We start from the raw sequence: 25,880 nt of genomic DNA, 5'->3' as shown, positions 1-25,880 counted from the left end.
CCGTGGCAAGTTCTGGACCGGCAATTCTAGCGGCCGTCCCCGCATCAGCGACTGAAACCCGAATCGAACTTGCCGCGTTCGAGGAACACGTTGTAGGCCGCATTCGGCGTCTTGTTGTTGAACTGATCGCCCGGCAGTTTCGGCAGCGCGACACCCTTGGCTACCGGCCGCACCAGGTGCGGCGTGACGACCATGATCAATTCCTTGTCGTTGCGATCCAGCGTCGTCGACTTGAAGAACGCACCGAGCACCGGCACATCTCCGAGCCACGGCAGCTTGTTGACACTGTCGTTGAGGCTGGTGCTGACGAGGCCCGAAATCACGAAGGTCTCACCATCGCCGAGTTCGATCGAGGTGTCCGTGCGGCGCACCGTCAGCGACGGGACGGCGACACCGCCGATCTGGATGCCGTTGGAGAAATCGAGATCGCTGACTTCGGGCGCGACTTTCAAGGCGATGCGATCGCGCGACAGGACCGTCGGCGTCAATGACAGCCGCACGCCGAATTCCTTGTACTCGACCGTGATGCTGCCGTTGCTCGTGCCACCTTGACTGACCGGCACCGGAAATTCGCCGCCGGCAAGATAGGTGGCGGTCTGACCGCTGGTCGCCAACAGGCTGGGCTCGGCAAGCGTGTGCGACAGGCCGTTGCCCTCCAGCATGCTCAGCAGTGCGGTGACGTGGCTGCTGGCGTCCGACACCACAATGCCGAATGCGTCGGCCAGCGTGCTGGTCAGCACGCCGCCGGACACCGTCGCGGTGCTGGTCTGTCCGGGCCCGAGAATGCCACCCGAGGTCTGCGACGAGCCGGGATTGTTGAGAATGAAGTTGAAGCCGTAGCGCTGCATGGTCTTGCGCGAGACCTCGGCGATCTTCACGTCGGTCAGCACCTGCGACTCGAGATCGATGGAGCTGCGATCACTGATTTCGCCCTGCTTCTGCGCTGCCGCCGCCAGCGTCGCGCGACGATGGGCCAGCAGGTTCGGCAACCTGCCTTCGACGCCGCGGCCCGGATCGACGACTGCATTGTCGAGTTCGGGATCCGGCACGCTGGTCTTCAGCGGATCCTTCGGCAACTGCACGCGAACGATGTACTGGCGCGGTGTGCCGGAACCCTTGACCCAGACGATCAGGCTGGTGATGCCCAGCGACTTGCCGGCGAGCAGCAGATCGCGACGATTGACAACCGACACGTCGGCCGTCGCCGGATTTCCGACCGCGACGCGCGTGACATCGGCATTCGACCGCATCAGCTTGTGTTCCCCCTGCTCGACGATGAGTACCGGACGTTCGGCGGCGGGCGTGTCCGCCGCGACCGGGCCGGCACCGAGCACGGCGACGCCCGTCAGCAAAGCCCCGAGCAGCACGTTCAGCACCTGCGACTTGATCTTGATAGGCATGGCGCGATCGTCCTTACTTGGTGGTCACGGTACTGCGGTCGCTGCCGCGGATGATTTCGATGCGCGCGCGTGGCGGCGGTGGATGCAATGGCTTGATCCGTCCCAGTTCTTCGGACGTGATCGGCTTGTCGGGCTGTACGCCGTCGGCGGCAGGCTTGCCCTCGGGAGCAGCCGCATCCGCACTGGCGAGCGTGCCGTTGGCAGCTGCATCTTCCTCAGCCTGGCCATGCAGGGCGAGACGCAGATCGCCGAGGCTGGCGCCGAGCATCAATTTGGTGGTGTCCTTGTCGGCAATTGCCAGCACCGCCGTGCGTTGCGACTGTTGCTGCTGGCGCTGGTCGTTCTTGTCGTCGACACCCTGTGGCCGATCGACGACCTGTTCCAGGTAGGCCAGCACGCGCACATTCTCGAGCAGAACGCGCGCCTGCGGCTTGTCGATCCCTTCGGCGCCGCGCAGATAGATGAGAACGTCGACGATATCCCCGGGCCGCAGGAAACCGCCGACGGCCAGCACATCGGTGACCGAAATCGACACCGCCTGATAGCCGACCGGAATCGCACGGGCGAGCAGATTGCCTTCGCGGAAATAGCGACGCGTCACCGGCGCACCGGCATCGATGTCAACCAGCGGCTGCTTGCCGACCACTTCATCGATGGTCGTGAACGGATCGGTCGGCTTGACCGAAACGGGTACCAGCGCGACCGCGTCGCGAGCGATCGCCTGATAGGCGGCGAGCGGCTTCACCGCGACCACCGCCAGCGTCTGCTCCGCCTCCTTCTGCTTGACCTGCTGCTGCGCCGTCTCGGACTTCTGCGCGTAGTCGCGACTCATCCTGTAGCCGACTGCGGCCAGAATGATCGCCGCGAGTACCGAGACCGCGGCAAATATCTTCAAAGCGGTGCTGCTCATAGCTATCCCCTTTCCCGAACGGCGTGGTGATCATCACCGAACGCTTTGAACGACACGGCTGCCCGGTGGCAGCGCGTGCAAATCCGATCTTCAGCTCACACGCGCGATGGCGGTTGCCACCATGGTTTCCGGCATCGGCGGAATCGTGCCGACAAACGGCAGACCGATGAGCTTGGGGAACACCCAGGTTCCGCCATTCAGCACATAGTAGGTGACGCTGACTTTTCCGTAGCCTGTCGGACAGGCCGAGGTCCCCGACCCCGTGCACGGCGTGTACTGCGGCACGACACGACTGCTGGCCGCGATCGTCGACGTGCAGACGCCGGTCAACCATTTCAGGGCACAGTTGGCGGCGGCGACCGCCTGCGTCTGCCGCTGGGTATCGGCATTGCTCGCCCCCGAGTCAACGGCGATCGCCGCTTCGACACCCTTGTGTGCCGCGAACTCAATCGATTCCCGGACGACGAACAGATAGCCGTAGACGAAGATCGCGTAAACAATGAACAGCAGCAGCGGCAGGACGAACGCGAATTCGACCGCCGCGGCGCCGCTCTGCCTTTTTTGCAAGATCCTTCTCGTGCGATTCATTGCTATCTCCGCCACACCGGCAACAGCGGCCCTGCCAACATCTCGGTCACGAACGCCAGCGCCAGCATCGGTGCCGCCGGGAAGCGCGTCTGCCGGGGCAGTCGCCTCGACAGCATGATCACGGCGAGCGCGCCCATCAGCAAGGACGCCCCCAGCATCATTTCGCACGCACGCGACACTCCCAGCAGCAGACCCGCTACGGCCGCGAACTTCACGTCACCCGCACCGAGACTGCGCAGCAGATAACCGGGAAAAGTCAGCGCGAAGCCGATCAGCATGCCGCCGGCGCTGCCCAGCCTCGACTCCCCCAGCAAACCCTGGCCCTGAATCATCAGGGCCAGGACTGCGGGAACGATCATCAGGAGCAAGGCCGCATTCGGAACCCGTCTGGATATCCAGTCCGAGGTTGAGATCGCCGCCGCCCACACCGCCAGCAGTGCGACGACGACCATGATCGCGGCGAAGCCCGGCGATCAGGTGGAGCTGGTGGTCAGTTTGTTCGCGATGTTGCCGAAGACCGTCGTGAAACCACCATTGAGGACCGTGATCGCGGCCACCAGGACAACGGCAATCAAACCGGCAATCAGCGCGTACTCAACCGCGCTCGCACCTTCTTCATCACGCAGGAAATTCATCACTTTGTTCAACATGGCATCACTCCTTAAAGAATACCGCCCCGCATTGAAGCCCAGCGGAAACAGCCTCCTGGCTGATCCGTCCGATCACCCTGACCGTGGGACGTACTATGGGTTTGCTGCCTTGCCACCGTCAAAGCTGGCCAAAGCCTTGATCTGTACCGTTTATCGGCCTGCAACCATCCATCGCCCACGACCGGCCGCCCGTCCGCCTGCAGGTATTCCTGTCAGGTGATTGCCGATGAAAGCAGTTTGCAGTCGGACAAACCCCGACATCAAGCTCGCGTTTCTTCCGACCACCGACCGGGCGTGACGCGCGGCCGAAGACATGAAGGGCTTTCAGTTCCGGCACATGGAGGCTTTGAAGTCGCGGTCGTAGTCCATGCGCTCGCTGCCGTCAATGGTGACGATACGCGGTCCCGCGCGGTAGTCGGCTCGCATGAAACTCCGCTGCAATTGTTCGGCCGGCAGCTCGAAGCCGAAGGAGTCGAGCAGGCTGAATGCAAAGTCCGCCATGTAGACCGGTCGCTGCACGTTGGTCGCTGCCGCGCGCAGTCTGTCTCCGAACAGCTTGTCGTATCGGGTGGAATGCCAGAACAACAGGGGCACATGAAAGTTGTAAGCGGAAAAGAAACCGTTACCACTGTTCTTGCAGCCATCCATCGGCAATGTCTGTCCGTGATCGGAGACGTACCAGAGCGCGCTCACGGCGGCCGTCCTGTTCAGGCGCGTGATTACCGAATCGAGTACGTGATCGCTGTAACGCAGGCTGTTGTCGTAGGCATTGTCGATCCTGTCGCCTTCGTCCCTGTCATTGATGCCGACATCGTCGTGCGTGCCGGGCGCCGGCTTGAATACCTCGTAGGCCGGCGGATACCGATGCTGATACGGAGCATGGCTGCCAAGCATATGCAGGATGATGAGCTTCTTCGGCTGCGGCGCACGGAGACGGCGATCGAGCGCGGCAAGCAGCACATCGTCATAGCTGCCACGACTCTCGTAACTGCCGGGATTGAGGAATTCGATGTCATCGGCGAGCTGCGCGTAGATGCCGACCGTGGTGTCGTGCAGGCCGACAGGCAGTTGTGCTGACAGCCAGGACACCGTGAAACCTGCCGCCTTGAATGCGTTGATCCAGGACGGCTTGAAGCGGAACGCGTCGACATCTTCGACGCTCGCGCCGCTCAGCAGGATCGGCACGGCAGTGCGCGTCGCTGGCGTTACCGAAACCGCGTCCCCGAACGCCAGCAGATGATCTCGATGGTCGAGCAGCGGCGTGGTCGGGCGGCCATATCCGAACAAGCTCCAGTGATCCGCTCGCGCCGACTCGCCGATGACGACGACATAGGTCTCGGCTTGTGCGGCGAGCGCCTGATCGCGACCGAGGCCAAGGCTGGCATCCTTCAGCACCGCTGCGTAGTGCGCCAGCATGCGCCGCTGCGTGACGTAATCGTAGAGCCGGACCGGCAACCCGAACGGATAGCTATCGACAAAGACATAGAAGAACGGCGACAAAGCCGTGTACGCACAGAATTCGCCGGTACAGCTGCCTGCCGATTCTTGCGTCGCGGCGGCAGCGGCGTCACTGGCGCGCTTGTAAACCAGCAGGGTCATCGCCAGGCTCGAACCGAGCGCCAGCGCGGTCCACAGCCGCGTGCGGTGTCGCCATGGTGCGAGCCTGAAAAAGAAGTACAGGACCGCCAGCAGTGCCAGTGTCCACAAAGCAAGACCGAGCAGGCACAACCAGACGACGCTACCGAGCATGCCCGTGACTTCATCGCGATTGGTCTCGCCGATGATTGCGAAAACGTGCGCCGAGGTCGGCGTGCCGTAGCGCCAGAGATAGGAAAGCTCACCCGGCAACCAGATCAGGAAGGGAAGATTCAGCAGCAGCCAGAGCCAGGGCCGCCCGAGCAGCGCCAGTACAAGCAGCTCGGCCAGCAGCACCGCAGGAAACGGTGAAGCGCGCGCCAGCGCCAGCAGCAAGGCGCTCAGGGGATTGTGCGTTTCGGCGAGAGACAGACCAGCTGCCCGAAAAAGATATGCATTGGGCAGCAATTCCACGATCAGCAACAGCAGGCACAGCAGCCAGCCGGCAACGGTGACTGCCTTCTTGTTCCGGAACGTCGACAAGCCTCGCATGGATCCGGAGCATAGCCGGTCGTCACCGGCGACCGCCCGTCTCACTTCACTTTAGACTCGGCAAACCACCGAACGGACAAGGGACGAGGGAATCTCCGGGTATGGCCAGCTATGTGATCGGCGATCTGCAAGGTTGCTTCGAGGGCCTGCTCGCCTTGCTGAGCAAGCTCGGATTCCGCAAGGGCCGCGACCGCCTCCTGTTCTGCGGCGACCTGGTTGCGCGTGGCCCCGATTCTCTGGAGACCCTGCGCTTCGTGTCCGGGCTCGGCCCGGCCGTCGTCAGCGTGCTCGGCAATCACGACCTGCATCTGCTGTCGCTCGCCGAGCGCGGCGAGCGCGGCGACCCCGACGATCATCTCGACGCCGTGCTGCAGGCGCCGGACGCCGATCGCCTGTTGCACTGGCTACGCCGGCAGAGACTCGCCTATCGCGATCCACGGCATTCCGTGCTGCTGATCCACGCCGGCCTGGCACCGCAATGGACGCAACGACAGACGCTGCAGCTGGCTGCCGAAGTGCAGCACGAATTGCGCGAGCCGCGTCGCTTCAGCCGCTTCATGAGCCGGATGTACGGCAACGAGCCGAATCGCTGGTCGGACCGGCTGCGCGGCGCCGAGCGCATGCGCTGCATCGTCAACATCCTCACGCGCGCACGCTACTGCGACATCGACGGTCATTTCGACTACCGCTACAAGGGCCCGATCGATACCGCGCCGGCCGGGCTCCTGCCGTGGTTTGCCGCGCCGGACCGGCGCTCGGCGCGCAGTACAGTGATCTTCGGACACTGGTCGGCGCTGGGTCGCGTGCACTGGCCGGCAAACCGGGTCTACGGGCTCGACACCGGCTATCTCTGGGGTGGGCATCTGACCGCACTGCGGCTGGATGACCGGCGTCTGTTCAGCGTCGCGGCGACGACGGCGACGCGATCGATCCCGAGGCAGCCCGCCTGATCGCCCGGCCCGTTTACCACTGTCCCCACGGCCAATCCGGAGCCCGGACGGCGACGTAATTCTGTCACTCATTGACATATTTTTAACGCGAACCAGCCACTTAGCGTCAGCATCTGCAGCAAAGTCCGGAAAATGTGCAACGCAGCGGAATTCTCTTACAGCCGGACCGCGGTGCATGTGATACCTAGTAGTCATTGAATTTGTTGCGGTACCGAATAACGACAGGAAGGCGCCGGCTGAGGCCGTCAGTCCTCCGGGTTTTACTGTCCTCCGGACAGCGCAGAAAGGGAGAGGGGTTTTGGTCAAGCGTCGCGCGTGGAACCGTTTGCCCGGCAGACGGCAACCTCGATCACCGGCTGCCGTGCGCAGCCGGTCGGCAATGCCATCGTATCGGCACGAGCGACGCTGCACCCCCTTCTTCTGAAGCTTTTTCCCGTCGGGCGAATGTCTGTCGCCCGACGATCCCCCAACCACACAGACAACGATGCACCACTGCCCAAATCAATGAGCAACGATCTCGTCTTCATCATCATGGACAGCTGTCGTTTCGACAGCTATCGCGCCGCCAAGACCCCGACCATGGACCGTATCGGTGAGGGAGCGCGTCGCTATGCGTACGCGTCCTGGACCAGTCCGTCGCACTACACCTATCTGATGGGCATGATTCCGCATGAAAGCCCTCGGAACGTGTTCGCCTCCGAGGTCTACAAGAAGGATTTCACGAAGTGGGTCGACCGGCTCGGCGTCGACGGCCTGTCGTTCAAGAGCTTCATTCCGCAGCTGTCTCTGCCCAAGGTCCTGCAGGACCAGGGCTATCGCACGGTCGCCCGCGTGTCGATGCCGGTGCTCAATCCGCTCAGCCATCTGAATCGTCATTTCGACGATTACAAGCTGATGGCGAACCACAATGATTTCGCCGGCATGGTCAAGGAGATCGAGTTCGACGAAGACGAGCCGAGCTTCCACTTCCTCAATCTCGGCGAAACCCACTACCCGTACATGCTCGATCCGGGCTCGCTGCCGCATATCTCGGGCGTACATGGCGTGTTCAAGCGCATGGACGACTCGATGGGGCAGGAAACCGAAGATCAGTTCTTCGACGACAAGCAGATGAAGGACCTGCACCTGCAGCAGATCAAGACCGTCGAATACGTCGACGGCGTACTCGATGCCCTCGTGTCGAAAGCGCCGGTCGGCACGCATTTCGTCATCACCGCCGATCACGGCGAGTGCTTCGGCGAGGACGGCTATTTCGGGCACGGTCCGATCGTCCACGACAAGGTGCTCGAAGTGCCGTTCCTCGAAGGCAAGAAGAAATAGGTCCCGGCGCGGATCTTGCGTTGAAGCTGGAGTACTCCCCCATGAAAATCAGTCATTCCTCGCCGTCGTTCGATGTCATCGGCCTGCAGGCCGCCGACCTCCCGCATGCCGGCCTCGTTGCCGCGCTGGCGCGCAGCGGCGGGCTCGGCCTGCTGGACCTCGAATTCGTTGCCGACGCCGAACTGGCCGCTCGCAACTTTGCCCAGCTGTGCACGAATGCCGATGCGCGATTGGGCCTGCGCGTCACACCGGGCAGCACCAAGCTCGGCAAGCAACTGCTGGCCGCAGCGGGTGCACGAGAACTGACGGTCGTGCTCGCCGGCACCGACAACTACAAGAAGCTGCGCAAGGATGTCGGCCTGCGCGCCGGCGACAGCGCCTGGGCCGAGATCACCGATCCGGCACAGCTGACGGCAGCTGCCAGCTGCGACGGACTCGTCGCCCGTGGCCACGAGTCCGGTGGCTGGGTCGGCGAATACACCAGCTATATCCTGCTGCAGAAACTCAGCGGGCGGACCGAGCTGCCGATCGTCGTGCAGGGCGGCGTCGGCGTGCATTCGACCGCCGCCTGCCGCGTCGCCGGCGCCGCCGGCGTGATGCTCGACGATCAGATGCTGCTGCTCGCCGAGTCGCCGCTGCCGCTCGCGCTGCAGAACGAATTCGCACGCCTCAACGGTTCCGAAACACGCCTGTTCGGCGAACTGCTGGACCACAGCTGCCGGGTCTACAACCGGCCGGGCAGCGCGGCGCTGAAGACCGCCGAAGAAGACAACCGTCAGGCCGAAGGCGGCCTGCTGGCGCTGGACGACTGGCAGGCCAAAGTGGCCGGCATGATGAGCTGGGCGGGCGGCAGCGAGCGCCTGTTCCCGCTCGGTCAGGGCATCGGTCTGGCCGCGGCGTTCCGCAAGCGCTACGGCAGCGTCGCCAGGCTTGTGCAGGCGATCCGCCGCGCCAGCCGCCAGCAGATCGAACAGGCCGCGAGCCTGCGCTTCATCGACGAGAACGGCGCTCTCGCCGCTTCGCACGGCACGCGCTTCCCGCTTGCGCAGGGGCCGATGACGCGTGTGTCCGACTCGCCGGATTTCGCGGTCGAAGTCGCCAAGGGGGGCGCCCTGCCGTTCCTGGCGCTGGCGCTGATGCGCGGGCCGCAGGTCCGCGAGATGCTCGAACAGACGCGCGACCGCATCGGCGACCGCCCCTGGGGCGTCGGCATGCTCGGTTTCATCCCGCATTCGCTGCGAGAGGAACAGTGCGCCGAGATCTGGAAGTGCCAGCCGCCGTTCGCGCTGATCGCCGGCGGCCGGCCGGACCAGGCCGCGGAATTCGAGAAGCGCGGCATCAAGACCTATATCCACGCGCCGGCGCCGGCGCTGCTGAAGATGTATCTCGAACAGGGTGCGCGCCGCTTCGTGTTCGAAGGCCGGGAGTGCGGCGGCCACATCGGGCCACTGGCGAGCTTCACGCTGTGGGAAGAAATGATCGACGTGCTGCTCGAGCACGTGAAGCCGGGCGACGAAAAGGACATCCACGTGCTGTTCGCCGGCGGCGTCCATGACGCCCGCTCCGGTGCGATGGTCGCGGCGATGACGGCACCGCTGGCCGCGCGCGGCATGAAGGTCGGCGCGCTGATGGGTACGGCCTATCTGTTCACCGAAGAGATCGTGTCGACGGGCGCGATCGTCAATGGCTTTCAGGAGCAGGCCATCGCCTGCGCACGCACCAAGAATCTGGAAACCGGTCCCGGCCACGCGACGCGCTGTGCCGACACCGGCTTTGCCGCCGAGTTCTTCGACAAGCGCCGCGAGTTGATACGCGCCGGCCGCAGCGCCGAGGAAATCCGCGACGAGCTGGAAGATCTCAATCTGGGCCGCCTGCGTGTCGCGTCGAAGGGCGTCAACCGCGACGGCGAAGGCAAGATCGTCGAGATCGACGCCAGGACCCAGCTCAGCGACGGCATGTACATGATCGGCCAGGTCGCGACCCTGCGCGACGCGCGCGTCTCGATCGAAACGCTGCACGGCGATGTCTGCCACGGCGCGCAGCAGATGCTCGCCCCGGCCACGGTCGAACCGCGCGCGGAAACGCCGAGCGATGTGGCGATCGTCGGCATCGGCGTGGTGCTGCCGAAGGCGGATACCGCCGAGGACTACTGGAACAACCTGCTCAACAAGGTCAGCGTGATCCGCGAAGTGCCGGAATCGCGCTGGGACTGGAAGCTGTTCTTCGACCAGAACCGCAAGGTGCGCGACAAGGTGTATTCGCGCTGGGGCGGCTTCCTCGAAGAGATTCATTTCGATCCGACGCGCTTCGGCATTCCGCCGAAGTCGATGAAATCGATCGACCCGATGCAGTTGCTGGCGCTGGAGGGCGCGAGCCGCGCCCTCGACGATGCCGGCTACGCCAAGGGCGGATTCGATCGCGAGACGACCTCCGTGATCCTCGGCGCCAGCGGCGGCGCCGGCGAACTGGGCCTGCAATACGGCCTGCGCGCCGAACTGCCGCGCTTCGTCGAAAACATCAACGAGGAAGTCTGGGAGCGCCTGCCGGAGTGGACCGAGGAATCGTTCGCCGGCGTGCTGCCCAATGTCGCCGCCGGACGCATTTCCAACCGTCTCGATTTCGGCGGCATCAATCTGACGATCGATGCCGCCTGTGCCTCGTCGCTGGCCGCGATCAGCATGGCCGTCAACGAGCTGGAGTCCGGGCGCAGTTCGATGGTGCTGGCCGGCGGCTTCGACACCACGCAGTCGATCTACGGCTTCACGACATTCGCCAAGACCCAGGCATTGTCGCCGAGCGGCAAGCCCAAGACCTTCGATCAGGGCGCCGACGGTATCGCGATTTCCGAGGGCACGGCGATCGTCGTGCTCAAACGGCTGGCCGATGCCGAACGCGACGGTGATCGCATCTATGCGGTGATCAAGTCCGCCGCCGGTTCCAGTGACGGCAAGGCCCTGGGCCTCACCGCGCCGCGCAGCGAAGGCCAGGTGCGCGCACTGAACCGCGCCTACGGAAAGGCCGGCTTCTCGCCGGCGACGCTGGGCCTGGTCGAAGCGCATGGCACCGGTACCGCGGTCGGCGATCGTGCCGAGGCGCAGACCATCACGCGTGCACTGGCCGCCGAGAACGCCGAACCCGCCAGCGTTGCGCTCGGCTCGGTCAAGACGCTGCTCGGCCACACCAAGGCCGCGGCCGGTGTTGCCGGCATGGCCAAAGTCGCGCTCGCGCTCTATCACCGCGTGCTGCCGGCGCACGCCGGCGTCGAAAAGCCGATCGACACGCTCGCCGACCCGAAGTCCGCCGCATATCTGTTGAAGGAACCGCGTCCGTGGCTGGCGCACCCGCAGTATCCGCGCCGCGCCGGCGCTTCGGCGTTCGGCTTTGGCGGCACCAATTTCCATGTCGTGCTCGAAGAGCACGCTGCCAGCAATGGCGCGTCCGGTGCGCAGCGCTGGCCACACGAGTTGTGCCTGTTCCGCGCCGCCGACAAGGCGGCGCTCGGCCGCGAGTTGCAGGCACTGCGCGGCAAGCTCGGCGACGGCCATCGTGTGCCCCTCGCGGAGCTGGCCTGCGCGCTCGCGCGCAAGGCTGAAGCCCAGGTCGGCAAGCCGGTGGCGCTGGCGATCGTCTGCAGCGATACCAAGGCCCTGGCGCGCGATCTCGATGCCGCGCTGGCGCATCTGCAGGCCGGTGGTGACAAGCCCTTGCCGCCGCATGTCCGCCTGTCGACTGCCGTGCCGGCAACGGCGCCGGCGATTGCCTTCCTGTTCCCCGGCCAGGGCGCACAGCACCTGAACATGGGTCGTGAAGTCGGCCTGTTCATCGACGAAGTGCGCGAGGCCCTGGAATTCGCCGACCGTCAGCTCGGCGATGCCCTGCCGCGGCGCCTGTCGACCCTGATGATGCCCGCTGCCGCCTTCGACGACGCAAGCGAAACCGCGCAGACCCATGCCCTGACCAATACCCGCGTCGCCCAGCCGGCGATCGGTGCGCTGTCGATGGGCTACCTGCAGTTCGCGCGGCGGCTCGGACTCGAACCGGTGGCGACCGCCGGGCACAGCTATGGCGAATACACCGCCCTGCTCGCCGCCGGCGTGATCGATGCCGAAACCTTCATGCAGCTGTCCGCCGTGCGCGGCGCGGCGATGGCGGACGCCTCGCAGACCAGCGAAGCCGGCGCGATGGTCGCCGTGCAGGCGCGTCGCGAGGTCGTCGCCGCGCAGATCGCCGGCTTTGCCGGCATCAGCATCGCCAATCACAACGCGCCCGAACAATGCGTGGTGTCCGGGCCGAAGGCGCAGATCGAACAGGCTGCACAGAAGCTGTCGGCGGCCGGCATGCGCACCGTCATGCTGCCGGTGTCCGGCGCCTTCCATACGCAGCTGGTTGCGCCGGCCAAGGCCGCGCTGACGACCGCGATCAAGGCCGCACAGTTCGGCGAGGGCCGTTGCGCCGTCTACTCCAACCAGACCGCGCAGCGCTATCCCGCCACGGCCACGGCCATCCGTTCGCTGCTCGATCAGCACATGCTGAGCCCCGTCGAATTCGTCGCCGAAATCGAGGCGATGCATGCGTCCGGCAGCCGCCTGTTCCTCGAACTCGGCCCCAAGGGCATCGTCTCGAACATGGCGCGCCAGACCCTGGCCGGCAAGGAGGCGACGGCGATTTCGCTGGACGCCAACGGCGGTGGCATGCGCGGCCTGCTGATGGGCCTGGCGGAACTGTTCGTCGCCGGTGCCGCGTGGCAGCCGTCGGCCCTGTTTGCGCGACGCGATCTGGCGCTGCTCGATGACGCCCAGTTCGATGAGCTGTCCAAGCCGCTGGTCGTCCCCAAGCACATGTGGCTGCTCAGCGGTGGCTGCGCACGGCCGATTGCCGACCCGCTGCTGCGCAGCGGCAGCCTGCCGCCGCTGACGGCGGCCAGCGCCGAGCGCGCGCGCGCCGCCCTCTCCGCACGCACACCGGTTTCCGGGGTCGCCGCAGCGGCGCCTGCCGCAGCCGGCCAGGTGATACCGTCGCCGGCCATGCCCGCTGCGATGCCCGCCCTGCCGGCGATGGCCGGCGATGCGCTGGTCGCCTATCAGCAGACGATGCGGCAGTTCCTCTCGCTGCAGGAACGCGTGCTCCAGCAGTACCTCGGCGGCGGCAGTACCGCATCCGCGTCAATGCCGGCCATGCCGGCGGTACACGCATTCACGCCGCCGGCAGCGGTTGTCGCGGCGCCCGCGCCGACGCCGACGCCGGTGGCTGCGGTCGCCGTCGCGGCCGTGCCGGCGTTCGATGCGCAGCAGACGCTGCTCGGCATCGTCGCCGAACGCACCGGCTATCCCGGCGAGATGCTCGGCCTCGACGCCGATCTCGAAGCGGATCTGGGGATCGATTCGATCAAGCGCGTCGAAATTCTCGGCGCCTTCCAGAAAGCCCTGCCGGCTGCTGCCGCGACGCAGATGCAGGCGCAGATGGAGGGATTCACCAAGGCCAAGTCGCTGAACGCGATCCTCGCGCAGACCCGCACCCTGCCGCTGGGATCGGCGCCGGCAGCGGCCGCGATGCCGGCGATGGCGCCGGCCGCCGCACCCGCCGTCGACCTGCAGGCGCTGCTGATCGGCATCGTCGCCGAGCGCACCGGCTATCCGAGTGACATGCTCGGTCTCGAAGCGGATCTGGAAGCCGACCTGGGGATCGATTCGATCAAGCGGGTCGAAATCCTCGGCGCGTTCCAGAAAGCCCTGCCGGCGGATGCCGCGGCGCAGATGCAGGCCGGCATGGAGCGCTTCACCAAGGCCAAGTCGCTGAGCGCGATCCTGGCGCAATCGTCCGGCTTCCAGGCCGCGATGCCGGCCGCCGCGCCGGCTGCGAGCGCCGTCGCGCTCGCGGGCAGCGCCCCGGCCGTCGATCATCAGGCGCTGCTGACCGGCATCGTCGCCGAGCGCACCGGCTATCCGCCGGAAATGCTCGGCCTCGACGCCGATCTCGAAGCCGATCTCGGCATCGATTCGATCAAACGGGTCGAAATCCTCGGCGCGGTGCAGAAGGCAATGCCGGCCACTGCCGCTGCGCAGATGCAGGCCGGCATGGAACGTTTCACCAAGGCCAGGTCGCTGAGCGCGATCCTTGCCGAATTGCGGCACATCGCACCGGCGGCCGCGCCGGCTGCCACCGCAGCGCCGGCCGCAGCCGTGGCGGTTGCCGCCGTCGCGATCGATTACGCCGGCACGCTGACGACGCTGGTCGCCGAGCGCACCGGTTATCCGGTCGAGATGCTCGGGTTCGAGGCCGACCTTGAAGCCGATCTCGGCATCGACTCGATCAAGCGCGTCGAAATCCTCGGTGCGTTCCAGAAGGCCCTGCCCGGCGAGCTCGCCGCGCAGATGCAGGCCGGCATGGAGCGCTTCACCAAAGCCAAGTCGCTGGGCGCGATCGTCGCCGAGCTGCAGAAGCTGGCGCCGGCCGCAACGCCCACGACCAGCGTCGCCGCATCAGCGCCGAGCGCGGCCGTCGTCGTCGCTGCACCGGTCGATTTCGCGGCAACCCTGATCGGCATCGTCGCCGAGCGCACCGGCTATCCGCCGGAAATGCTGGCCATGGATGCCGACCTCGAGGCCGATCTCGGCATCGACTCGATCAAGCGCGTCGAAATTCTCGGCGCCCTGCAGAAGCTGCTGCCTGCCGCGCAGGGGGCACAGATGCAGGTTGGCATGGAACGCTTCACCAAGGCCAAGTCGCTGCAGGCCATCGTGCAGGCGCTCGCCGCCCTCGATGCCGTCGCGCCGGCCGCGGCTGCTCCCGTCACGAGCACGGCGACGCAGCCCGGCAGCGCGCCGTCTGCAACCGTCTTCGCAGCGACACCACGCTATGTCATCCGATCGCGTCCGGCGCCCCTGCCGGAAGCGCGCGCAAGCCTGAGCGGACTGATGCTGCTGCTCGGCGGCCCGGCACCGATCGCCAAGGCCTTGAGCGAGAAACTGAAGGCGCAGAGGCTGATCCCGGTGCACATTGCCGAACACGAGGGCGACGCCCTGCGCGCGGCAATTGCCGCAGCCCGTGCCAGGCACGGCCGGATCGGCGGCGTCATGCATCTGCACGGCCTGAGTGCCGGCGAGATCGGCGATCTGGCGGCCTGGCGTGCGCGCTGCGCGAGCGAGGCCCTGAGTCTGTTCCACGGTCTGCAGGGCAGTGGCGAGGACCTGGCAACGGCACGCGTGCTGGTCGCCAGCCGCTTCGGCGGCACCTTCGGTCGCGACTCGTTCAGCAATGGGGCGGCGCCCGCCGGCGCCGGCAACGGCTTGCTGAATTGCCTGCGTCAGGAATATCCGCAGGCGACAATGCGCGCCGTCGATTTCGATGGCCAGAGCGATGTCGAAATCGCCGAACTGCTGGCCGGCGAGCTGTACGCCGAATGCGCCGAGCCGGAAGTCGGCTACGTGGGCACGGTCCGTCATGGCAGCAGCACGGTCAGCCGGCCACTGACACCGAGTCCGTTCCCGGCTGCAGTGACACCGGAAGGCGATTGGGTGGTGCTGGTCACCGGCGGCGCGCGCGGCATCACCGCCGAGATCGTCGAAGAGCTGGTACGCCCGGGCATGCGTCTGGTGCTGCTGGGCCGCACGGCGGCGCCGGGCGCCGAGGCAGCAGACACGCAGGCCTTCGCGGACGCTGCGCAACTGAAGAGCGGCCTGCTCAGGCAGGCGCTGGCGCGCGGTGAAAAACCGAAACCGGTCGAGATCGAACGGGCGGTCACGCGCGTGCTCACCGATCGCGAAATTCGCGGCAATCTTGCGCGCCTCGGCGCCGCGGGCGCCCAGGTCGAGTATCTGGCCTGCGATGTGCGCGACGAAGCGGCACTGTCGGCGATCGTCGATCGGCTGTACGCGGACTACGGCCGCATCGATGCCGTGCTGCACGGCGCCGGCGTCATCGAAGACAAGCTGTTCACCGACAAGACCGCCGAATCGTTCGAGCGCGTTCTCGGCACCAAGCTCGACGCCGCCTTCGTGCTCTCGCGCAAGCTGAAGCCTGAATCGCTCAAGCTGCTCGCGTTCTTCACCTCGGTCGCCGGACGTTACGGCAACCGCGGCCAGGGCGACTACGCCGCCGCCAATGAAACCCTGAACCGTCTCGCCTGGCAGCTGCATCGCGAATGGCCGCAGGCGCGCGTGCTCGCGATCAACTGGGGCCCCTGGGATGCGGGCATGGCCAGCGAAGGCGTGCGTCGTGCGTTCAAGGAGCGCGGCATCGAGGCGATCCCGGTGCCGTCGGGCCGGCGCTTCTTCGTCGACGAAATCCTCTACGGCACACGCCACGATGTCGAAATCGTCGCCGGTGCCGGCCCCTGGTACGTCGGGGCCAGCGAAGCGGCGAGCGCGCCGGCCGGCAGTGACACCGATCCAGTGCTGCCGCTGGTTCGCTCGGTACCGCGCATGGGACCTGGCGGCAACATGATGCTGGATCACCAGTTCAGCCTCGCCACCGATCCGTATCTGCTCGATCACCGCATCGACGGCCGCGGCGTGCTGCCGGCAGCAGGCGCGGTCGAGTGGATGGCGCAGTTCGTCACCGCCGCCTGGCCGGGCTGGCATGTCGTCGAAATGCGGGACGTTCGCCAGATGGGCGGCATCACGATCGACCCCGCCATCAATGACGGCAAGCGCAGCGTGCAGCTGCGCGCACGCGCATCCTCGCACGCCGATCACACCGGTCAGAACATCACGGTCGAAATCATCGATCCCGCGAAGAAGCTGCCGCTGTACCGTGCCACCGCCGTGCTGCAGCAGCAGATGCCGGATGCCCCGCCGGCGCCGGCCGAGACGCTGGATGGCGGCAAGCCGTTCGCGGCCGGCGATGCCTATGCCCACCTCCTGTTCCACGGACCGCGCTTCCAGCTGGTGACGTCGATCCCGGCCGTCGCGGCCGGCGGCATCGACGCACTGGTCAAACCCTGCCAGCCGCAGGACTGGCTGGTCGCCGCGCCCGGCAGCTGGCTGTTCGATCCGGGCCTGGTCGATGTCGCGCCGCAGATGGCGATCGTCTGGTCGCGACTGAACCGCAACATGACGGCGCTGCCGTCGAGCTTCGGCGCCGTGCTGCGTTACGGTGTCGGGGCGTTGCCGCCGTCGCTGCGGCTGGTGCTGCGCATGCGCGAGGCGCCGCATGACGCCGGTGTGCTCTACGACGCGCTGTTCGTCGACGATCAGGATCGCGTGCGTCTGGAGATGCGCCGCTGCGAGGGCACGATGAGCGCAGCACTGAACCGTCTCGGCGGTCAGGCCGCGAACACCAAGAGCCAGCCGAACGAGAGCGCATGAAACAGCATGCCTTCCTTCAGCCCGGCCCCACGCAGCGGCACGGTCGCGTGAGCTCATGAGCCAGCAGCCGCTCGACATCGCGATCATCGGCGTCGCCGGGATTTATCCCGGCGCCGGCAATGCCCGCCAGTACTGGCAGAACATCCTCGACAAGGTCGACGCCGTGCGCGAGGCCGATCCGGAATGGGTCGGTCCGTACTTCGAGGAAAACGCCACCGACGACGATCGCATCTACACGACGCGCGGCGGCTTTCTCGGCGAACACGCGCGCGTCAATCCGCAGCTGTACGGTGTCATGCCGACGGTCGCGGCGGGTGCCGATCCCGATCATCTGCTGTCGCTGAAATGCGCGCACGACGCGCTCGACGACGCCGGCTACCTGCACAAGCCGTTCGACCGCGAACGTGCCGGCGTGGTCGTCGGTCGCGGGACCTACGGCAATCGCGGCATGGCCGGCACGATGTCGCGCACCCTGTTCCTCGATCAGGCGATGGACCTGATCCGCGGCCTGCGTCCGGATTTCAGCGCCCAGGATGTGCGCCGCCTGCAGACCATGCTGAAAGATCAGCTGCCGCCGTTCATGGGCGAGCACATCGGCGTGCTGACGCCGAACGTGATCGCCGGCTTGATCGCCAACCGCCTCAACCTGATGGGCCCGAGCTACATCGTCGATGCCGCCTGCGCGACGACCATGATCGCGCTCGAATCGGCGGTCCGCGAGCTCAACAGCGGCCGCTGCGACCTGATGCTGGTCGGCGGCTCGCACGCACACACGCCGCCGCAGATCTTCATGCAGTTCTGCCGCATCAATGCGCTGTCGCGCGACCGCATCCGGCCGTTCCAGAAGGGTTCGGAAGGCACGCTGCTCGGCGAGGGCGTCGGCATGCTGGTGCTCAAGCGCCGCGCCGACGCCGAGCGCGACGGCGACCGCATCTATGCCGTCGTGCGTGGTATCGGCACGGCATCGGACGGCCGCGCCAAGGGCCTGCTCGCACCGCGTCTCGAAGGCGAGATCCTTGCGGTGCGCCGCGCCTACCAGAGCAGCGGCATCGACCCGATGTCGATCGACCTGATCGAGGCACATGGCACCGGCACCAGCGTCGGCGACAAGACCGAGATCGAATCGCTGCGCGCCGTGTTCGGCGAGCGCGGGCACGACCAGCAGATCGGCATCACCGCGGTCAAATCGATGATCGGCCACTGCATGCCGGCAAGCGGCGGCGCATCGCTGATCAAGATGGCACTGGCGCTGCATCACAAGGTCTTGCCGCCGATGCTGTGCGACGAGGTCGACCCGACGCTGCAGCTGGAAACTTCGCCGTTCTACCTGAACACCGAAACGCGGCCGTGGATCCACGGCCGCAAGCATCCGCGCCGCGCCGGGGTCAACGCCTTCGGCTTCGGCGGCATCAATTCGCACGTGATCCTCGAAGAGTATCGCGGTCCGAAAGTGACGCAGGTGCAGGTCCTGCATGCACCCAGCCACTCCGAACTGCTCGTGCTCGCCGCCGAGTCGCGCGAGGAACTGCTGCTGCGCGCGCGCACGGCGATGGCGCATCTGCAGTCGGCATCGCTGGCTGAAGTCGCCAAGGCCTGCAGCGCCTACGCGCGCGGCCCGCACCGTCTGGCGCTGATCTGCAGCGGCGGCGACGACCTGCACAAGAAGCTCGAACACGCGATCGAGAAGATCGAGCGCGTCGACGCCAAACCGTTCAAGACCCGCGGCGGCATTCACTACGGCGTCGGCGATCCACCCGGCAAGCTGTGCTTCCTGTTTCCCGGCGAAGGCTCGCAGTACCCGGACATGCTGTCCGAGCTGTGCGTACAGTTCCCGCAGGTGCGCGACTGGTTCGACTTCATCGAACGCAACGCCGTTCGCCGCGGCAGCGATTCGCGCGCGCCGATGCTGTTTCCGCCGCCGACCGTGCTCGGCGAGAACGGCCGCAAGGCGCTCGAAAGCCGTTTGTTCGAAATGGATGTCGCTGCTGAAAGCGTGTTCGCTGCCAGCCTCGGCCTGCACGCACTGTTCGAGGATCTCGGCATCAAGGCCGATGCGATGCTCGGCCACAGCACCGGCGAGAACACCGTACTGACCGCCGCCGGTGTCGGTCGCGTCCGTCATCGCGAGGAAACCGCCGACGCCGCCCAGCAGTTCCACCGCATCTATCGCGAACTCGAAGCGGCCGGCCAGATCGCCGAGGGTTCCTTGCTGACGATCGGCGGCCTGACGCCGGCCTTGCGCAGCGAGTTGCTCGCCAATCTCGGGCCGATGCATCTGGCAATGGACAACTGTCCGAACCAGCTGGTGCTGTTCGGACCACATGAACAGGCCGCCAAACTGCACGAGCGGCTGCGCAGCGAAGGTGCAATCTGCCAGGAGCTGCCGTTTGGCCGCGCCTATCACACCGCGCTGTTCAAGCCGCTGGCCGATGCGTTCCGCGCGTATTTCCAGACCCTGGACTTCGGCCCCGGCACGACCATCGTCTACAGCGCCTCGACCTGCGCTCCGTTCCCGGACGATGCGCCGGGCATACGCGAACTCGCGGCGCGGCAATGGGAACATCCGGTGCGGTTCACCGAAACCGTGCAGCGCCTCTACGAGGACGGCTACCGCGTGTTTCTCGAAGTCGGCCCCAGCGGCAATCTGAGCTCGTTCGTCGGCGACATACTGCGCGGCAAGGACGATGTGCTGGCGGTGTCGAGCAACAGCCGCCGCAAGTCCGGGCTCGCGCATCTGCATCAGACCCTGGCGCAACTGTTTGCCGCCGGCGTCGATTTCGAGCCGGCGCGCCTGTTCGCGCATCGCAGCATCGCCGAGATCGACCTGCTGACGACACCGAAGGCGGCGGCCAAGCCGCTGCCACAACTCAAGCTCATCAATCCGGTCTGGAAGCTGCCGGAGGAATTCCGCCGCCCGCTACCGTCGACGACCAGCGCCGCAAAAGCGGTGAACCCGGAAGCGGCCAGGCCTTCAGCCAGCGCGACGCCGCCACCAGCGGCCCCGGCAGCGAAGGCGCCGAGCGTCAGCGATCCGCGTCTCGACATGCTCAACGCGCACTTCGCCTTGATGCAGGACTTCCTCGACAGTCAGGCGCGCGTGCTCGGTCTGGCCGCCGGTGTCCCCGGCGGCGTCATGATGCCGTCGGCGACAGCAGGCCAGCACCCGCTCAGTGTCGCGCCGGCCGCAGCGCCCGCAACAGCGCCTGTTGCCGGCACCGATATCGATCCGCTGTTTCCGATGCTCGGCACGATCACCGAGCAGGCGCCCGGTCGCATGGTGATGGAGCGCCGCTACGATCTTGATCGCGATCTGTTCCTGCGCGACCACACCCTGGGCAACGCGCCGAGCGCGCAGGACCCGTCACTGACCGGCCTCGCCGTCATTCCGTTCACCTTCAGCATGGAAATGATTGCGCAAGCCGCGATGCGTCTCGCCGGCCGCAGCGATCGCGTCGTGGTCGCCATCGAGCATTCGCGTGGCAGCCGCTGGCTGTCGCTGGACGATGGCGGCGTCACGCTGCGCATCGTCGCCGAGGCGACGCCCGACAATGCCGACGAAATTGCCTGCCGCGTGTTCCTGCTCGGCGACGGCACTCCAGCCGGCGGCATGCTGGTGTTCGAAGGCCAGGTACGGCTCGCCGCCGCCTATCCGCCCGCACCGGCGGTGCAGCCACTGGGCGCGGGACTGCAGGCGCCGCACATCCACCTGCCCGGCCAGTTGTATGCGCACGGCATGTTCCACGGCCCGCGGCTGCAGGGCTGCACGCGGATCGACGGGCACAACGGCGATGGCATGGTGGCCGAACTGACGACCCTGCCGACCCACGATTACTTCGCCGGCATCGCCACACCACGGCTGCAGTTCGATGCCGCCCTGCTCGATGCGGCCGGTCAGCTCGCCGGCTTCTGGCTGCGGGAACGCAATACCGGCGTACCGAACTGTTTCCCGTTCCGCGTCCGCAGCCTGACCCTGTATGCGCCGCCACCGGCCGCCGGTCTGCGCCTGCGCTGCGATGGCGCGATCGTCATGCGCGGCGACAAGCAACTCGACGCGCGCTGGGATATCAGCAACGGCACCGGGCAACTGCTGATGCGCGCCGAAGGCTGGGAAGATCGCGTGTTCACCGCGGCCGATCGTTTCTTCGCGTTCCGCCTCGACCCGGCGCGTGCGCGGCTGTCGACGCCGGCGCTCGAAGGTCAGCTGCCGGCCGAACTCTGCGTACGCAAGCTCGAACCACTGCCGGAAGGCATGCTCGACGAAGGCGGCACGATCTGGAAGCGCATGTTCGCGCACATGGTGCTGAGCCGCGCCGAACGCCGGCAGTTCTACGCACTGCCCGCGCAGGGCCCACGCCGCGAGGAATGGCTGATGGGCCGGCTGGCTGCCAAGGACGCCGCGCGCGACTGGTACCGGCTCAACGCCGGTGTCGAACTGGCACCCGCCGACGTCGAGATCGACACCGACGCACGGGGCAAGCCGTTCCTGCGCTGTCCCGTCGTGCCGCAGCTGACGCCACCATCGGTGTCGATCGCCCACAGCCGGCGCTGGGCCTATGCCGTTGCCAGCGCGAGCAGTGTCGATCTCGGGCTCGACTATCAGCGACCCGATCACGTCAACACGGAAGACCTGATCACCGGCGGCTTCGCACCGTCCGAGCATGTCTGGCTGCAGACCACGCACGGCGTCGATCGCAGCCGCATTGCCCTCGCGTTGTGGGCCGCCAAGGAAGCGGCGGCCAAGGCCGCCGGCAGCGGCCTGCTGGGCCGGCCACGCGACTGGCAGGTGATCGCCGCGCAACTCGACCGCCGCAGCAGCAGCCCGACCGTCGCGCGCGTGCGCCACGGCGAGCACGACTACGATATCGCCCTGCACTTCGAAAACAGTGGCGCAGTGCTGGCACTATGCGTCACGACCGCAACACATCCGCCGATTCAAAATCCCCCATCGTTAGCCTGAAAACTCCATGACCACGACTCTCTTTATCGGCCTCGACGGCTGCACCTTCACCGTGCTGGATCAGATGATCAGCGATCTGCCCGGCGAGGGCGTGACGATGCCGTTCATCAAATCGCTGATGGAAAAAGGTGTGCGCGCCAAGCTGCGCTCGACACCGAATCCGCTGACACCGCCAGCCTGGACCAGCATCATGACCGGCAAGGGCCCGGGCGAGCATGGCGTCTTCGAATTCATCCGCGCCGAAGACCGTGGCGACGAGGTCTACTGGACACTGTATGACGCGCGCGACGTCGATACCGAGACGATCTGGTCGATCGCCTCGCGCAAGAAGAAGACCATCGCCGCGCTGAATTTCCCGCTGACCGCGCCGGCGCCGGAGGGCATCAACGGCGCGATCGTGCCGGGTTTCGTGCCGGCCAAGCACTTGCGCCGCAACACGCATCCGCGCGAACTGTTCGAGCGCATCAAGAACGAGATTCCGGGATTCGATCCGAAGGAGCTGGCCTGGGACTTCGACAAGGAAAAGCAGGCGATGGAATCGCTGTCGGCCGACGAAACCGCGAAGTGGGTGCGCTATCACCTGCCGCGCGAGGAGCAGTGGTTCCGCGTTGCCGAGTACATTCTCGAAAACGACAAGCCGGATCTGATGGCGGTGATGTTCGACGGCACCGACAAGATCCAGCACCAGGCCTGGCCGTGGCTCGACAAGACGCTGCTGCCGAAGAACCCGCAGGGCCACGACAAGGAAATGCGCGAGGTCTGCCTCGAGTACTTCCACAAGCTCGACGGCTACATCGAGAAGCTCGTGAAAATGGTCGGCCCGGACGCGCAGGTGTTCTTCGCCAGCGATCACGGCTTCACCGCCTCGACCTTCGTGCTGCGCATCAACACGCTGCTCGAGGAAAAGGGCTATCTCGCCTGGGCCGACAATGACGGCAGCGAGATGGCCAAGCGGCGCGAAGCATCGGACTTCGCGAACCTCGACTGGAGCAAGACCACGGCCTGCTGCCTGACGCCGTCGTCGAATGGAATCAACATCCGCGTCGCCGAAAAGCCCGGCGATCCCGGCATCGATCCGAAAGACTACGAGGCGTTCCGCGCCAAGCTCACGGAAGACCTGCTGTCGTTCCGCGATCCGGAAACCGGCGAACCGGTGATCGTCGATGTGCTCAAGCGCGAGGACTGGTTCCAGGGCCGCCACATGAACCGTGCGCCGGATCTGACGCTGGTGCTGCGCGACAACGGTTTCGTGTCGATCCGCAACTTCAAGCCGTCGCTGGTGAAGCGCCCGGCCGCGATCGGCACCCACCACCCGGACGGCATCTTCATGGCCGCCGGCCCGGGCATTCCGGCCGCCGGCGAAGTCGGCCTGCGCAAGATCGTCGATGTCGCGCCCACCCTGTTGTACAGCGCCGGCGTCTCGGTGCCTTCCGACTTCGAAGGTGAAGTCCCGAGCACGTTCTTCACGCCGGAATGGATGGAAGCCAGGCCGGTCAAGAAAGGTGCGCGCACGCAGGCGATCAAGCGTGACGAGGACGCGCAGGAAATGGACAGCGGCGAGAAGCAGCAGATCATCGAACAGCTGCAGATGCTGGGCTACATGGAATAAGCCGCGCATGACTGCAGAGAGGCCCGCCCCCGGGGCACCGTTCTACCCCGCCGCCGAGCAGCAGCCCGGCGGCCTGAAACCCGCCGACCTGCTTGAGCAGGGTCTGTGCGTCATCGAAGGCAAAGGCATCACCGGCCAGCTCGTCTATGAGCGGCCGGCCTATGTCTTCGACCCGCGCCGGATCAAGAACTGCACGCTTGGCGCGTTCAGCTACATCAACGGCCACTACACCTCGAGCCTGTACGGCACGAAGATGGGACGGTACTGCTCGATCGCCGAGTCGGTGATCGTCGGCGCGCCCGAACATCCGGTCGATCAGTTCACCACGCATCCGTTTTCGTTCACGCGTCGCGAACATCTGCCGCACTTCTACCAGCTCGAGGAGTTCACGCGACTGGCGCCGGACGAAGACGCGCCGGAAACCTATCGCATGCCCGGCCAGACGACGATCGGACACGATGTCTGGATCGGCGCCGGCGCTTTCGTCAAGCGCGGCCTGACGATCGGCGACGGCGCGATCATTGCCGCCCACGCGGTCGTCACGCGTGACGTGCCGCCGTATGCGATCGTCGTCGGAGCACCGGCCAAGGTGCTGCGGCTGCGTACCAGCGAAGCCCTCGTCGAGCGCCTGTCGAAGCTGCAGTGGTGGCGCTACGATCTGGCACCGCACAAGCGCAGCATCGATTTCCGCGACATGGAAACGGCGGTCGCGACGCTCGAAGCGCTACTCGCGGCCGGCAAGCTGCAGACCCTGCTGCCGCCGACCTATCGCCTCACGCGCGAACGCGGCCGTTTCAGCAGCGAACTCCTTCCTCGTCCGCTTTACACTTGATGCCCTATGACCACCGCCAGCAATGAGCTGTTGCAGCAACTGATCGCCCTGCTCGACGAATTCACGCAGGACTGGGACCGCGAAGACGAAGGTGCGATGACGCGCGAGACCAAGCTGCTCGCCGATCTGGGTTTCGAATCGATCGACATCATCCAGCTCGTGGTCGCGATCGAGGAAGACATCACGCATCGCAAGGTTGCGTTCGATCAGCTGCTGATGAACAACGGCCGCTACGTCGACGACCTGTCGATCGGTCAGATCGCCGACTTCCTCGTGCCGTACATGTCCGCAAGCTGAGCATGCGCGTGTCGCGCTGCCCGGATCTTGCGCACCGCGGGCGCGTCGCGTCGCAGACGCCGCGGGCGCGAACGTGAGCGTGAAGCTGGCCTCGCAGCAGTTCGGCAGCGGCCCGGACGTCGTGATGATTCACGGCCTCGGCGCCAACCGCGCGTTCTGGTATCCGCGCCTGGCGTCGGCACTGGCGCAAACCTGCCGCGTCACGATCTACGATCTGCGCGGCCACGGTTACAGCGACACGCCACCGTCCGGCTACAGCACGACGGTGATGGCGCAGGACCTGCTCGAACTGATGGACGAGCGTGGTATCGCGCAAGCGGCATTGGTCGGCCACAGCTACGGCGGCGCGGTCGCGCTCGAGGCGGTTGCCGCGCAAGCCGCACGCTTCACGCATCTGTGCCTGATGGACACGCGCATCCAGCGCCTGCAGCCGCAGCTGCGCCTGCATGACATCGATGCCCTGACCGCTTTCGAGCGCGCGGTCGCCGCACAGGATGGCGGCGACTGGCAGAACGACCCGGAAATCGGCTTCCGCTTTCTCGAAGCGGCCGCACGCTGCGTGGTGGACGGCATTGATCTCGAAGTGCGTGATGCCTTCACGCCCTTCGGCGAAGGGCGCGGCGCAAAGCGCGCGGCGCGCGCCTGGCTGCGACTGCTCGACGAAACCTCGGCACGCAGAGAATTCGTGACGCCGGGTGCGACGACCGACGCGCTGCGCGGCCTGAACCTGCCCTGCCTGCTGATGTACGCCGAACACTCGCGAGCCCTGCGTTCGGGCGAACAACTGACGGCGCTGTTGCCGAATACGCAGTGGCGCCGGGTGGCAGGCGGCGGGCATTTCTTTCCGGTCAGCCATGTCGCCGAGACACTGACCGAACTGCAGGCTTTCCTGCGCTGAGCGCCCGAAGGCGGCGGCCGGACAAGCGTCATCACAT

General features: G+C 66.2%; 14 protein-coding genes. 8 read left to right on the top strand and 6 right to left on the bottom strand.

Features of this window, described 5'->3' with window-relative positions:
* Positions 1-44 precede the first annotated feature (44 nt).
* The 6 genes from G7Y85_RS10935 to G7Y85_RS10910 form a co-directional block, all read right to left on the bottom strand.
* Positions 45-1,400, bottom strand: coding sequence for a type II and III secretion system protein family protein (locus G7Y85_RS10935; RefSeq protein ID WP_166256424.1), 1,356 nt, complete (start codon positions 1,398-1,400; stop codon positions 45-47).
* Positions 1,401-1,413: 13 nt separating this feature from the next.
* Positions 1,414-2,310 carry a Flp pilus assembly protein CpaB gene (gene cpaB / locus G7Y85_RS10930; protein WP_166256421.1) on the bottom strand — a complete coding sequence of 299 codons (897 nt, stop codon included), beginning with the start codon at positions 2,308-2,310 and terminating at the stop codon, positions 1,414-1,416.
* A 90-nt stretch (positions 2,311-2,400) separates the two neighbouring features.
* On the bottom strand, positions 2,401-2,877 hold the full coding sequence (locus tag G7Y85_RS10925; RefSeq protein WP_166256418.1) for a TadE/TadG family type IV pilus assembly protein: 477 nt from the start codon (positions 2,875-2,877) through the stop codon (positions 2,401-2,403).
* A 23-nt stretch (positions 2,878-2,900) separates the two neighbouring features.
* Positions 2,901-3,350, bottom strand: a complete 450-nt coding sequence (locus tag G7Y85_RS10920) for a prepilin peptidase (RefSeq protein ID WP_166256415.1) — start codon at positions 3,348-3,350, stop codon at positions 2,901-2,903.
* A 21-nt stretch (positions 3,351-3,371) separates the two neighbouring features.
* A complete protein-coding gene (locus G7Y85_RS20460) occupies positions 3,372-3,548 on the bottom strand; it encodes a Flp family type IVb pilin (protein WP_166256412.1) in 177 nt (58 codons plus the stop codon).
* A 324-nt stretch (positions 3,549-3,872) separates the two neighbouring features.
* The gene (locus G7Y85_RS10910) at positions 3,873-5,666 is read right to left on the bottom strand and encodes a phosphoethanolamine transferase (protein ID WP_166256409.1); all 1,794 of its coding nucleotides are present in this window, start codon (positions 5,664-5,666) and stop codon (positions 3,873-3,875) included.
* Between the two features lie 110 nt (positions 5,667-5,776).
* On the opposite strand from G7Y85_RS10910, the gene G7Y85_RS10905 reads away from it, so the two are divergent.
* The 8 genes from G7Y85_RS10905 (at position 5,777) to G7Y85_RS10870 (ending at position 25,843) form a co-directional block, all read left to right on the top strand.
* A complete protein-coding gene (locus G7Y85_RS10905; RefSeq protein WP_166256406.1) occupies positions 5,777-6,625 on the top strand; it encodes a symmetrical bis(5'-nucleosyl)-tetraphosphatase in 849 nt (282 codons plus the stop codon).
* A 504-nt stretch (positions 6,626-7,129) separates the two neighbouring features.
* The gene (locus G7Y85_RS10900; RefSeq protein ID WP_166256403.1) at positions 7,130-7,945 is read left to right on the top strand and encodes an alkaline phosphatase family protein; all 816 of its coding nucleotides are present in this window, start codon (positions 7,130-7,132) and stop codon (positions 7,943-7,945) included.
* A gap of 41 nt (positions 7,946-7,986) precedes the next feature.
* Positions 7,987-17,250, top strand: a complete 9,264-nt coding sequence (locus tag G7Y85_RS10895; RefSeq protein WP_166256400.1) for a type I polyketide synthase — start codon at positions 7,987-7,989, stop codon at positions 17,248-17,250.
* A gap of 55 nt (positions 17,251-17,305) precedes the next feature.
* Positions 17,306-22,207, top strand: coding sequence for a type I polyketide synthase (locus G7Y85_RS10890; protein ID WP_166256397.1), 4,902 nt, complete (start codon positions 17,306-17,308; stop codon positions 22,205-22,207).
* Between the two features lie 7 nt (positions 22,208-22,214).
* Entirely contained in the window at positions 22,215-23,816 is a 1,602-nt protein-coding gene (locus G7Y85_RS10885; RefSeq protein ID WP_166256394.1) for an alkaline phosphatase family protein, read from the top strand.
* 7 nt (positions 23,817-23,823) lie between these two features.
* A complete protein-coding gene (locus G7Y85_RS20455; RefSeq protein WP_166256391.1) occupies positions 23,824-24,648 on the top strand; it encodes a CatB-related O-acetyltransferase in 825 nt (274 codons plus the stop codon).
* Between the two features lie 6 nt (positions 24,649-24,654).
* Positions 24,655-24,945, top strand: coding sequence for an acyl carrier protein (locus G7Y85_RS10875; RefSeq protein WP_166256388.1), 291 nt, complete (start codon positions 24,655-24,657; stop codon positions 24,943-24,945).
* A gap of 73 nt (positions 24,946-25,018) precedes the next feature.
* Entirely contained in the window at positions 25,019-25,843 is an 825-nt protein-coding gene (locus G7Y85_RS10870) for an alpha/beta fold hydrolase (RefSeq protein ID WP_166256385.1), read from the top strand.
* Positions 25,844-25,880 lie beyond the last annotated feature (37 nt).

Origin of the sequence: Solimonas terrae, assembly GCF_011067135.1 — a bacterium.
GTDB lineage: Bacteria > Pseudomonadota > Gammaproteobacteria > Nevskiales > Nevskiaceae > Solimonas > Solimonas terrae.
This window is presented reverse-complemented; position numbering and strand designations above follow the sequence as displayed.

Coding starts and splice junctions, on each gene's coding strand:
- G7Y85_RS10935 (WP_166256424.1), bottom strand. CDS start 1,400: ATGCCTATCAAGATCAAGTCGCAGGTGCTGAACGTGCTGCTCGGGGCT.
- cpaB (WP_166256421.1), bottom strand. CDS start 2,310: ATGAGCAGCACCGCTTTGAAGATATTTGCCGCGGTCTCGGTACTCGCG.
- G7Y85_RS10920 (WP_166256415.1), bottom strand. CDS start 3,350: ATGGTCGTCGTCGCACTGCTGGCGGTGTGGGCGGCGGCGATCTCAACC.
- G7Y85_RS20460 (WP_166256412.1), bottom strand. CDS start 3,548: ATGTTGAACAAAGTGATGAATTTCCTGCGTGATGAAGAAGGTGCGAGC.
- G7Y85_RS10905 (WP_166256406.1), top strand. CDS start 5,777: ATGGCCAGCTATGTGATCGGCGATCTGCAAGGTTGCTTCGAGGGCCTG.
- G7Y85_RS10900 (WP_166256403.1), top strand. CDS start 7,130: ATGAGCAACGATCTCGTCTTCATCATCATGGACAGCTGTCGTTTCGAC.
- G7Y85_RS10895 (WP_166256400.1), top strand. CDS start 7,987: ATGAAAATCAGTCATTCCTCGCCGTCGTTCGATGTCATCGGCCTGCAG.
- G7Y85_RS10890 (WP_166256397.1), top strand. CDS start 17,306: ATGAGCCAGCAGCCGCTCGACATCGCGATCATCGGCGTCGCCGGGATT.
- G7Y85_RS10885 (WP_166256394.1), top strand. CDS start 22,215: ATGACCACGACTCTCTTTATCGGCCTCGACGGCTGCACCTTCACCGTG.
- G7Y85_RS20455 (WP_166256391.1), top strand. CDS start 23,824: ATGACTGCAGAGAGGCCCGCCCCCGGGGCACCGTTCTACCCCGCCGCC.
- G7Y85_RS10875 (WP_166256388.1), top strand. CDS start 24,655: ATGACCACCGCCAGCAATGAGCTGTTGCAGCAACTGATCGCCCTGCTC.